Origin of the sequence: Lentzea sp., assembly GCF_035525475.1 — a bacterium.
Lineage (GTDB): Bacteria > Actinomycetota > Actinomycetes > Mycobacteriales > Pseudonocardiaceae > Lentzea.
On the sequence record NZ_DATLEC010000097.1, the window covers coordinates 1 to 10905 of the forward strand.

The following is a 10905-nucleotide window of genomic DNA, read 5'->3' on the forward strand; positions in this document are numbered from 1 at the left end:
AGCGTCACCACCCCGCCCAACCGGGGCGCGTACCTCGACGGCAGGACGGCGACACCGAGCCCCTCGCGGATCAGGCCCGCCATCAGCTCCGCGGTGGTCACCTCGAACGCCACCTCCCGGTCCAGCCCGGCCCCGGCGAAGGCCTGGTCGGACTGCACACGCCCCGGCGACCCCTGGGGGAAGTCCACGAACAGCTCGGCGGCGAGCTCCGGCAACGTCACCCTTTCGAGCCCGGCGAACGCGTGTGACGGCGACACCACGGCAACGTGCAAATCACGCGCCAGCACGTGTCCCCGCACGCCTTCGGGCCGCGCATCCGCTGGCAGCCCGAGGAACGCGAGGTCGAGCGCCCCCTCCCGCACCAGGGAGACGAGCTCGTGGCTCGGCAGCATCCGCAACGCCACCCGCACCTGCGGGTAGCGCTCACGGAAGGCCTTCAGCGCGGCAGGCAGGTCCACCGCCGCCACGGTCGGGATGACGCCGACCACGACCCGTCCGCGCACCTCCCCCACCGCCGCCGCGACCTCCGCCTCCGCCCGTTGCGCGAAGTCGAGGCACTGCCGCGCGGACGGCAGGAACGCCGCGCCGGCCGGGGTCAGGCGGACGCTGCGGCTGGTGCGCTCGAACAGCCGCGCGCCCAGCGAGCGTTCGAGGCGCGCGACCTGATGGCTCAGCGCCGACTGCACGACGTGGCACCGCCGGGCCGCCTTCGTGAAGCTGCCCGTCTCGGCCACCGCCACCACGTACCGCATCTGCTGGAGGTCCACGCGATCAATCGTGAATCACGATGGATCAGATGAAAAGCATGTGTTGGACTCATTGGTCGAGCGGTCCAAGACTGGAGAACGTGAGAAACAAAGGCATCGCGCTGGCGGCGTTGGCGCCGGTGGTCTGGGGATCGACCTACGTGGTCACGACCGAGCTGCTGCCGGCCGGGCACCCGCTGTTCGCGGGACTGCTCCGCGCGCTGCCCGCCGGACTGGTCGCGCTGGCTCTGACGAAAACGCTGCCGGCAGGCCTGTGGTGGGGACGGGCCGCGGCGCTCGGCGTGCTCAACATCGGCCTGTTCTTCCCGTTCCTGTTCATCGCGGCCGAACGCCTGCCCGGCGGTGTCGCGGCCACCCTCGGCGCCGCGCAGCCGCTGGTGGTGGCGTTGCTGGCGGTCGGCCTGCTCAAGGAGAGCCCGTCGGCGTGGCGGCTGGCGTGGGGTGTGACCGGGATGCTCGGCGTCGGGCTCGTGGTGCTGGGACCCGCGGCCGGGTTCGACCTGGTCGGCGTCCTGGCGGGCCTGGGCGGCGCGGCGACGATGGCGCTCGGCGTGACGCTGACGAAGAAGTGGGGCAGGCCGGCGGGCGTGGGCCCGATGGCGTTCGCGGGCTGGCAGCTCACGGCGGGCGGGCTGTTCCTGGTGCCGGTGACGTTCCTCTTCGAGGGGCCACCGCCCGCGATCGGCCTCGGCGCGGTGCTCGGCTACCTGTGGCTGGGCGGCGTCGGCGGTCTGCTCGCCTACGTGCTGTGGTTCCGCGCGATCACCACGCTGCCGGTCACGTCGGTGTCGATGCTCGGCCTGCTCTCACCGATGGTCGCCGCACTGCTCGGCGTGGTCGTGCTCGGTCAGACGCTCGACGCGGTGCAGCTCACCGGTTTCGCCCTCGCGCTGGCCGCGATCGTCGCGAGCCAGCGCGCGGCGAGCCATCACGACCGGACGCTGAGGTCCAGCTTCAGGACGACCTCGCCGTCGTCGTCGATCTCACCGGTCGGCACGAACCCGTACCCGCGGTAGAACGGCTCGGGCGTGCCCTCCCCCGGCACGCAGCTGGTGAGCAGCTCGGTCGCCCCGTCCGCCCGCAGCAGCGCCACGACCTCGTCCAGGATCGCGGTGCCGTACCCGCGGCCCTGGTGCCCGGCGCCGACGAGCAGGCGCCACAGGAAGTACGGCCCGCGCAGTCCCGGCTCGGGCGTGAGGTTCCAGCTGAGCATGACGAACCCGACGGGCTCGTCACCGCGGTAGACCGCGCGGAACCACGGGTTGGCCTTGGGGTTCTCGCGCGCGTGCCGGAACGACGTCGCGACGGACGCGACGAACTTTTCCTGCGCGGGATGCACGCGCACGGCGGTCACGGCGTCGCGGTTGGCGTCGGTGATCTCGACGAGGCGGATCTGAGCTGTCATGCCACGGGAGTCTGCCGCTCAGTTCGACTTCTGGGGTGTGGTCGACGCCGGCGGATCCGGTCTGAAGACCGTGGAGTTCGGCGTCGTCGGGAGCGGGTGGGACGTGCTGGGCGGCGGCACGGACCCGGCCGGCGGCGTCACCGGCCGGGTCGTGGCGGGGTTGGACCGCGGGGGAACGTTCGGCGGCACCGTCGTCGGGTCCGGCGTCGGCTCGACCGAGGTCGGCAGTGGCGGCGCCGTGGTCAACGGAACCTGCGACGTCGTCGTGGGAGGCGCCAGCGGTTCCGTGGGCGCCGCGGATGGCAGCACTGCCAGCGCCACGCCCACGACGGCCACCGTGGCGAAACCGGTGCTGACGACCGCGACGGTGCGGCGCCGGGTGCGCACGGCCTGGCCGCGCTGGATCAGGTCGGCTGCCGTGACGGCACGCGGCGGGGCGTCCTCCGCGTGCAGAGCGGAGAAAGTCGCCCGCAGGTCGTCCTCGCGAACCATCACACCTCCAGCCTCAAGTGGTCGAACTCCGGACCCAGCTTGCGCCGCAACGTCTCCAGGCCCTTGCTGCTCTGCGACTTCACCGTGCCCGTCGAACAGCTCAGCGCGGCCGCGGTGTCCTCGACGCTGAGATCGTGCCAAAAGCGCAGCACGAGGACGGCGCGCTGCCGTGCGGGCACGGCGGAGAGCGCCTGCCACACCACGAGCCTGTCCTCCGCCCCTGGGACGGAGGACAGGCCCTCGGGAGGTGCGTCGGTGAGCTTCTCCCTGCGCCACCGCACTTTGCGGCGTTCGGCGAGGAACGTCCGCACGACGATCTGGCGCAGGTACGGTTCGAGCCCCGACCGGTCGGCGAGCTTCGGACCGGCCAGGTAGAGCTTCAAGAACGCCGACTGCATGACGTCCTCCGCCTCGTGCCAGCTCCCGCTCATCAAGAACGCGGTGAACCGCATCGAGTCGGCGTACCGGTCGAAGCAGTCGGTGAACTCGGCCTCCCAGTTCAGCGGTGGCTCCTCACCGGGCCGGGGTCGTGGAGACCGGCGGCGTCGTCGCGGGCGGGGTCCACGACCCCGGCCCGGGCCGCGTGGTCGAGATCGGGGGCGTCGTCGGGATCGACGTGGTCGGCTGCGGCCGCGTCGACGGAGGCGACGTCATCGGGGGCGTCGTCGGCGGCTGCTGCGGACGCGACGAGGTCGGCGGCAGCACGGTCGTCGACGGGTGCCCCGGCGTGGTCGGCAGCGGCGTCGGCCGCACCGAGGTCGGCTGGGAGTCCGGCGACGTCGAGATCGTGGGCTGCGGGGCCGAGCTCGTCGGCGGGGTCACGGGCGAGCTGCCACCGCTCAGCGCCAGCGCGGGCACCGCGATGCCGACGGCACCCAGGGCAACGGCTCCCGCCACGATCACCATTCGTTTGCGCATTTGCGGCTCCAGCAGGTCGGTGGCGCCAGGATCAGGCACCCTCACCCGTACCCATGCGGTCGGGCCGCCGTCCGGTTGCCCCTGTGTCCTGGATCACGATCTCGACGCACCGGGCCCGTTCCGCGGCCTCGTCCAGAACGGTGCGCCGGGGTTCCGGGACGTCCAGGACGCGGTCCTCGGCCATGCGGAAGACGCCCGTGAGCCTGCGGTCGTTGCGCAGCACGTCCAACGCCTGCCAGTCACCGCCGAGGACGACACCGTCCAGCTGGGCGAGCCTCGGCACGAGAACGCGGAACACGTCGTCCGCGGCGGCCTGGAGCGCGACGCGCGCCTGTCCTTCGCGACGCCGGGCGAACCGCTGCTGCGACCAGCCACCCGCCCGGATGCGGCCGTGCACCTGCTTGCGGTCCGTGGCCGACACCTCGACCCGGCCACCGAACGCCACCCCGACGCTGTGACCGCCGAGCCGCACGAGCACGAGCCCGATCCGGCGGGGAGCGATCAACTCTTCCACCACCTCTTCCACGGAGGTACCGCCGCGCGTGGCGAAGGTGGCCGTCGCGCCGTCCGCCGCGGTGATGACGACCTCGCGGTCCGAGACCCGGACGTCCACGGCCCCGTGCCGGTCGGCGAACCTGCCGATCCACCCCGTGACCCGTTCCGGTTCGACCTCGACGGCCCGTCCACCGGGAACCGGCCGCACACGGCTCATCTGACCGCCACCCACACCGGCACGCGGTAGCCGCTCTCCCCCGGCGCGAGCCGCTGCACCGCCGTGAACCCGGCGGCGTGCAGCGCGGCGTCCATCTCACCGGCGGAGAGGACCCTGTGGCGCGTGGAGGCCGTGGCGGAGATCTCCCACCCCGCCGCACCCCGGACCAGCGTCACGACCTCCAGGCCGTAAGACAGGCCGTCGGGAGCCCAGTCCCAGAGCTGCACGGTGACCCTGTCGCCGTGCACCCTGGGCGGAGGGGCGGTGGGCCGGAGCTCGCCGAGCCGGTCGAGCTCGGGCACGGCGGCCACCAGGACACCGCCCGGACGCAACGACGCGTGGGCGAGCATGAGGATGTTCGCGAGCGACTCTTCGTGCGCGAGCCTGGGCAGCAGATCGTCCGCGGCCCGCACCGCGTCCACCTGGACGCCGGGCGTCACGTCCAGAAGGTCGACGACCGCGTGCGAGCCGGGTCCGAGCACCGCGCCGGCCACGGAGGTCAGCACGTCGAGGTCGTTCACCGTGCACACACTAGAGCCATCTCGACACGGGGCGTGAACGCACGCGCAAGTTACCGATGGGTTCGAATCGCTTGACAGATGAGTCTCGAAAGCGTGAACTCATCAACCGTATGGATTAACCATTGACTCCATCCGGCTCCGACCAGCGATGTTCACGGACGGGTAGGGTCACTGGGGCGTGATCTTATGACAGCGGGGAGTCACCATGACGACTGCTGCCGGTCGACCAACATTGACCGTTGAAGAGACGGACTCAACGGGCCACGGCAGCCTTACGCAGCTCTTGACGACGGGACCGTTCCCGGAAGCGTTGAGGGCCGCGATCAAGGCGAGCCGACTCAGCCTCGACCGCATTCAGCACCGGTTGGCACTGCGCGGCGTGACCATCAGCGTCGCGACGCTCAGCTACTGGCAGTCAGGACGGCGAAGGCCTGAACGTCCTGAATCACTGGAGGCACTGCGACACCTCGAGTCGGTCCTGGGCGTACCTCAATCGGGTCTCTCGGCGCTGCTCGGCCCACCTCGCCCACGAGGCCGCCGATGCCGCCCGACGACGATGATGCCGATCGACGCCCTGTGGGCACGTCGCGAGCGGGTCGCGAACCTGCTCTCGAAGGTCGACACGTCCTCCGACCTGAAACTGGGCAGGATCAGCCAGCACGACCGCATCGAGATCTCCGCCGACGGCGGCCAGAAGTCGGTGTGGGTGCGCCAGATCCTGCGAGCGGAACAGGACGGCCCCGATCGCTGGGCGCTCGTGTTCGAGACCGAGGAGTCCGACGTGCTCCCCGAGATCGTGAACGTGCGCAACTGCCACCTGGGCCGCATCGCCCGCGACCACGAAGCGAACATCATGGTCGCGGAGATGATGTTCGAACGCCCGCTGACCCGCGGCGAGACCCTCATCATGGAGTACCAGCTGGTGTTCCCCGAGGGCCACGCGCCGAAGGGCAACAACACGTTCGCGCGCAAGTTCCGCCTCCCGGTCCGGGAGTACGTGATCGAGGTCCGCTTCGACGAGGCGAACCTGCCCTCGCGCGTGCAGCAGTACAGCGTTCCAGCAGGCGACGAGACCCCTTCCCGCCGCCGCAACCTGACCCTGGACTCGGGCGGCGGCGTGCACGCCGTGGCACTCGGGTTCGGGCCGGGCGTGTTCGGCATCCGCTGGGAGTGGCCGAACCGCTAGATCGTGTTCAGGCACTGAGTGAGGGGCGTTTCCCGACTGGGGAGGCGCCCCTCACGCTTTCCGCGCTTGCAGCAGGGTCGCGGCACCATTGGGGTACTGGCCGGCAGGCACGGAAAAGCCCCCGGCCGACAAGCCGGGGGCCTTCCGCGACTCACCTACTCGAAGATCACACCCACCCGGCAACGCTGAGCGTCACCGAGCGAATCGACCCGCGGTCCGACCCGACGACGTCGGCGACCTTGAACACCCACGTGCCATCCGCGCCATCAGCGGTGAGCGAGGACAACGGCGCCCCGCCCAGCCAGGACCCGGTGAACGGCGCGTCCGCACTGGTGGCGGTCGAGAACGCCCGAGAAGCCGAGTCCTCGAACACGGCCTTGCAGATGTTGTTGCCGCTGCTGCCCGCCCGCGAGAACAGCGTGACGCTCTTCCCGGAAGGCGAGGTCAACGTACCGACCAGGTCACCGACGAAGGTGTGGTCGATGCCCACGGTCGTGGCCCCGTCCGCAGTGGAGCAGGTGGCCCCGTCCACCGAGAACTTCAGGTTCGACGCCGCCCCGACACCGGTCACGGGCAAGGACACGGACACACCGGTCTGGTCGTTGTCCGGGATCGCCACCGGCTCACCGGCGTAGGCGAACGTCTTGAACTCGCGAGACGGCTCACCCACGCGCAACGTGAACGAGTTGGTCGTGGGCGAGGTCGAGCCCGCGTAGGTCACACGGGCGTCGAGGCGCACGGCGGAACCGAGGCCTGCCGAAGCCGGGACCGACACCTTGAAGGTGTTGGACACCGTCTGGCCGACGTCGATGTTGCCGTAGTACTTCGAGCGCGGCGCGATGGTCACGCCGGCGGTCGGCGTGGACAGCACCACGGACGTGGACGCGGCCGCGCCGTCACCGTTGTTCGCCACCGGGACGGTGACGGTCGCGGTGGTGCCCGGCTTGAGGAAGGCGCTTCCGTCGGCGTCGTTCACGATCGTCGGCTTCTGCGCGCGGGCCAGGGCCTGGGGCGAGGCGCCCGTGTAGGCGAGAGCGCGGTCCGCCATCACGATGCCGGCGCCGGTGCGGTTGTCCACACCGGACTCGACGATGTCGATCGCCGTGGTGACAAGGGCTTCCTTGACCTCGGCGGGCGACAGGGTCGGGTTGCCGGACAGGATCAGGCCGGCGATGGCGGCGGCGTTCGGGGCCGCGGCGGACGTGCCGAAGAACGGCGCGAAGCCCGGCACCGACGTGGTCACGCCGTCGGCCGCGGTGATGTCCGGCTTCTGCCGGGTCTCGGCGAGCGGCGAACCGTCGGGCGCGAAGAACGTCTTGCGCGGTCCGTCGGAGGTGAAGCGCTCCGGCTTCTGCGTGCTGTCGTAGGCGTTCGGGTACGGGCCGCGCGGGTTGGCCGGGTCGCCCGGCTCCAGGTCGAACGGCAGTGCCCCGGCGGCGGGAGCGGCCGCGACCGAGATCGCGCCCTTCGCCGCGGAGTGGCCGCGGGTCGTGCCCGGCGTCACGTACTTCTTGAGGCCGTCGTTGGTGTCGGCGAACCGGCCACCGAACAGCGACAACGCGAAGTACCTGTCCTCACCGCGGTACTTCACGACCGCGAGGCGCGTGCCCGTCGAGGTGCTCGGGGTGTTGATGCGCTCGTACGGGTCCTGAGCGCCGTCCTGGTTGTTCTGGCTGAAGGTGACAACGTTGCCCTGGGCGTTGACCAGGTACAGGTCGTAGTCGTTGAACGACTGGCCCAGCGGGTCCGCCCAGTGCAGCACCACGGGGGTGTCACCGGAGAAGTTCGACAGCGGGTCGTAGAGCTGCTTGGCGTTCGGGTCCGGGTTGAAGTCGTGGGCCGTGCCCGCGAACTTGCCGACGCCGACACCGGAGTCGACGAACTGACCCTCGTAGTGGCCGGAGGTGCCGTCCGCGACGTTGCCCTGGTTGCCCGCGCTGGAGAAGAACAGCGCGCCGTCGGCGGCGACCGCGTCCACGGCCCGCGCGATGATGCCGTCCTGGAACGGCGACTCGTTGAAGTAGATGACGTCGTCGACGATGACGTCGCAGCCGAGCTGGAAGCGCAGCTTCTTGATGTTGTCGGCGAAGCTCGCGTCACCGTTGAACGCCGTGGCGAAGCCGAGCTCGGCGTTGGGCGCGAGGTCGTGGAGGATCTCGAGCATCGCGGTGCCCTCGTCACCGGAGCCCGCCTGACCCGTCAGGACGTCGACGGCCGGCAGCTCGCCCGCGGCCTGCGACACGGCCAGCGAGCTGACACCGTCGGACAGGGCGCAGAGCTTCGTGCCGACACCGGTCACGTGGAACGAACCACGCGCGGCCTCGGCGTTGTGGGCCTTGTCGCTCTCGGCGACCTTGGCCGCCTGGACGGACATCTGCTTCTCGGAGAGCCTGCGCTCGATCTCCCGAGCCTTGTCCTCTTTGGACGGAGCGGCCTTGCGGGACTTGGCGTCCCGCTTGTTCTTCACGTCCTGGGTCATCGCGTCGCTGCCCTGCTCGACGCGGGCGACGTCGGAACGGCCGGCGATCTCGGCGAGCTTCGCGAGAGGAACCTCGGCGCGCACTGTGCGGTTCTCGGAGGACACGGCCCTGATCTGCCCGCCCGCCGCGCGGACAGCGTTGACCAGACTCTCCGAGTACTGCTTGGCGCGGATGTCGACGAGAGTGGTGGACTGCGGCGTCACGGCAACGCCGGTCTGCACCTGCGGAAGGGCGCTCGTCGTCCCCACCTGGACGCGCTTGCGCGACTCCACGACGAGCGCGCTGTCCACCTTGGACTCAGCAGGGGTGAGGGACTTCTTGATGCTCTGCAGCGCGGCGATCTGCGCTGCCGTGCGGTCGGTGATGGACTTCGACGCCTTGACCGGGTCCGCGGACGCGGGCGTGACGGCGGTGAGTGCGGCCAGAAGAACTGCTGTTCCCGCGGCGACTAGCGTCGTGCCTCTTCGAGATCGGCGCACAGGGTCTCTCCCCCGAACGTTGGCGTGCCCCCGAGCACGCGGCCTGCGACCGGAGATTCCCGGTCGAGGCGTCAACGTATGGTGCTTGCGTGATCACAGTCAGCATCCGATTGGGCTAGTTCCCACTGAGCAGACGCAATCACACTTCACAGAACAAACGCGTCAGTCCACAACTGACCGGTTCGCCCGGAAAGGGCTTCCAGCAACGCGGCCGCCTGGTTGTCGGTCAGGGACGCGATGAAGTCGACCACCGCACGGCCACGTGCCAACCCCCTGATGGCATCAGGACCGACGGGCATCTCACCGGTCGCGCCGACCAGTGTGGACGGCTCCGTCCGGGCGAGCGTCGCGTACTCCGTTTCGGCCAGCTCGACGAGGTCGTGGAGCCTGCGCGGCAAGCGATCCGCCTCCGCCCTGTCCGTCACCCACTGTTCCAGCGCGTCGACGAGCGAGCTGAGAAGCCGCGCCTGTCCACGTTGGTGCAACGCAAGGTCCGGACGCAGCAACACGAAGCGCCGGTGGACGAACTTCAGCACCTGGACCTCGTGCCACTGCGCCACCGCGAGCACGACGTGACCGGACCTCGGCGTCGGTTCCTCGATCACGCCGACCGCGTCGACGAGCCGGCGCGTCCACCTCGCACTGAAACCGGCGACCGCCTGCTCCGCCTCGACCGACCCGTCGAAGGGCACCGCCAGCAGTCCGTCCACGAGCTCCTTGCTCACCTTGCGGACGGCGAGCGCGAACGCCTCGTCGCTCATCACCCAGGAGTCCTTGAGGTGCATGCGCCGGCGCAACGTCTCCAGCGACCGTCCCGGCATGCGGATCTCCGCGCTGAGCTCGGCGTCGCTCAGGCCCGCGAGATCGAGCGCCTGGGCCTGCCACGTGCCTAGTTCAGCCGCGACCGTGGCGTGCTGCAGGACGCCGACCCGGTGGAAGTCCTCCAGGTCGTGGATCGCGTACGCGATGTCGTCCGCGGTGTCCATGACGCTCGCCTCGACGGTCTGCTGCCACGGCTCGACGCGGCCCTCGAACGGTTCCCGCGCCTGACGCAGGTCGTTCATCTCCGTCACGTAGGCGGAGAACTTCGAACTGCCCGTGCCCGGCATGTCGTCCGGTTCGGACGCACCGCGCGGCGCGACGTTCAGGTCGAGCCGCTGGTGCCGGGTCCACGGGTACTTGAGCATCGCCGCCCGCACCGCGACGGTGAGGTCGAGCCCGAGGGCCTTGGGCCCGCGGACGTCCGTCGTCGTGATGATGCGGAACGACTGCGCGTTGCCCTCGAACCCGTCGGGCAGGCCGAACCGGTGCCGCGCCAGCCGGTCCAGCACCTGCTCGCCGAGGTGCCCGAACGGCGGGTGCCCGAGGTCGTGGGCGAGCGCTGCCGCCTCCACGACGTCCGGGTCGCACCCGCCGAGCTTCTCGAGCACCGCGGTCAGCTCAGGGCGGTTGGTGAGTCGCTCCGCGATGGCTCGTGCCGCCTGGGCGACCTTGAGGCTGTGGGTGAGGCGGTTGTGCACGAGCAGGCCGGACCCGGTGGAGCTGACGACCTGGGTCACGCCGCCGAGGCGCGCGAAGAACGGGGAGCTCGCGACCCTGTCGCGGTCGACGCGGAACGGGTTCGTGGCGAGGTCCGCGGTTCGTCCGACGCCGGCGGAACGACGGGCGGTGCGCTGCTCGTTGTGCATGGCTCAGAAGGTATACCGCCGATGCCCGGAAGCCCTTGAGGGCGTGGGCACCACAACACGAAAAGGCCCCTGCGGGGAGCGTTCGTGACGCTCGACCCGCAGGGGCTTTTCGAAATAAGTTCGGCGGCGACCTACTCTCCCACACCGTAACCAGTGCAGTACCATCGGCGCAGAAGGGCTTAACTACCGGGTTCGGAATGGGACCGGGTGTTTCCCCAACGCTATAACCACCGAAACACTATGAAATTACAACCAGC

At 70.3% G+C, this 10905-nt stretch carries 11 protein-coding genes and 1 rRNA gene; 2 read left to right on the top strand and 10 right to left on the bottom strand.

The features are described 5' to 3' along the window. A partial coding sequence (locus tag VM306_RS17155) for a LysR family transcriptional regulator (RefSeq protein ID WP_325515994.1) occupies window positions 1-767 on the bottom strand: 767 nt, incomplete at its 3' end. An 80-nt stretch (window positions 768-847) separates the two neighbouring features. Here VM306_RS17155 and VM306_RS17160 point away from each other — a divergent pair. After that, the gene (locus VM306_RS17160; RefSeq protein WP_414672401.1) at window positions 848-1783 is read left to right on the top strand and encodes an EamA family transporter; all 936 of its coding nucleotides are present in this window, start codon (window positions 848-850) and stop codon (window positions 1781-1783) included. On the opposite strand, the gene VM306_RS17165 is transcribed toward VM306_RS17160, so the two are convergent. From VM306_RS17165 to VM306_RS17190, 6 genes are read right to left on the bottom strand one after another with little or no spacing between them, the layout of a single operon-like run. After that, complete coding sequence (locus VM306_RS17165) at window positions 1696-2172, bottom strand: GNAT family N-acetyltransferase (protein ID WP_325515996.1); 477 nt, start codon at window positions 2170-2172, stop codon at window positions 1696-1698. The genes VM306_RS17160 and VM306_RS17165 overlap by 88 nt on opposite strands. A gap of 18 nt (window positions 2173-2190) precedes the next feature. Beyond that, complete coding sequence (locus VM306_RS17170) at window positions 2191-2664, bottom strand: hypothetical protein (protein ID WP_325515997.1); 474 nt, start codon at window positions 2662-2664, stop codon at window positions 2191-2193. Then, on the bottom strand, window positions 2664-3167 hold the full coding sequence (locus VM306_RS17175; protein ID WP_325516004.1) for a SigE family RNA polymerase sigma factor: 504 nt from the start codon (window positions 3165-3167) through the stop codon (window positions 2664-2666). The genes VM306_RS17170 and VM306_RS17175 overlap by 1 nt, the downstream gene beginning before the upstream one ends. Window positions 3168-3177: 10 nt before the next feature. Continuing rightward, on the bottom strand, window positions 3178-3582 hold the full coding sequence (locus VM306_RS17180) for a hypothetical protein (protein WP_325515998.1): 405 nt from the start codon (window positions 3580-3582) through the stop codon (window positions 3178-3180). A 31-nt stretch (window positions 3583-3613) separates the two neighbouring features. Further along, complete coding sequence (locus VM306_RS17185) at window positions 3614-4294, bottom strand: acVLRF1 family peptidyl-tRNA hydrolase (protein WP_325515999.1); 681 nt, start codon at window positions 4292-4294, stop codon at window positions 3614-3616. Beyond that, on the bottom strand, window positions 4291-4815 hold the full coding sequence (locus VM306_RS17190; protein WP_325516000.1) for a hypothetical protein: 525 nt from the start codon (window positions 4813-4815) through the stop codon (window positions 4291-4293). Before VM306_RS17190 ends, VM306_RS17185 begins: the two co-directional genes overlap by 4 nt. A gap of 559 nt (window positions 4816-5374) precedes the next feature. On the opposite strand from VM306_RS17190, the gene VM306_RS17195 reads away from it, so the two are divergent. Further along, window positions 5375-6001: a hypothetical protein gene (locus VM306_RS17195; RefSeq protein ID WP_325516001.1), complete on the top strand. Its 627-nt coding sequence runs from the start codon at window positions 5375-5377 to the stop codon at window positions 5999-6001. A gap of 166 nt (window positions 6002-6167) precedes the next feature. On the opposite strand, the gene VM306_RS17200 is transcribed toward VM306_RS17195, so the two are convergent. The 3 genes from VM306_RS17200 to rrf all read right to left on the bottom strand — a co-directional run bounded on the left by VM306_RS17200 (window position 6168) and on the right by rrf (window position 10883). Further along, a complete protein-coding gene (locus VM306_RS17200; protein WP_325516002.1) occupies window positions 6168-8960 on the bottom strand; it encodes a S8 family serine peptidase in 2793 nt (930 codons plus the stop codon). A 146-nt stretch (window positions 8961-9106) separates the two neighbouring features. Then, a complete protein-coding gene (locus tag VM306_RS17205) occupies window positions 9107-10648 on the bottom strand; it encodes a dGTP triphosphohydrolase (protein WP_325516003.1) in 1542 nt (513 codons plus the stop codon). A gap of 118 nt (window positions 10649-10766) precedes the next feature. Next, window positions 10767-10883, bottom strand: a 5S ribosomal RNA gene (gene rrf, locus VM306_RS17210). Window positions 10884-10905 lie beyond the last annotated feature (22 nt).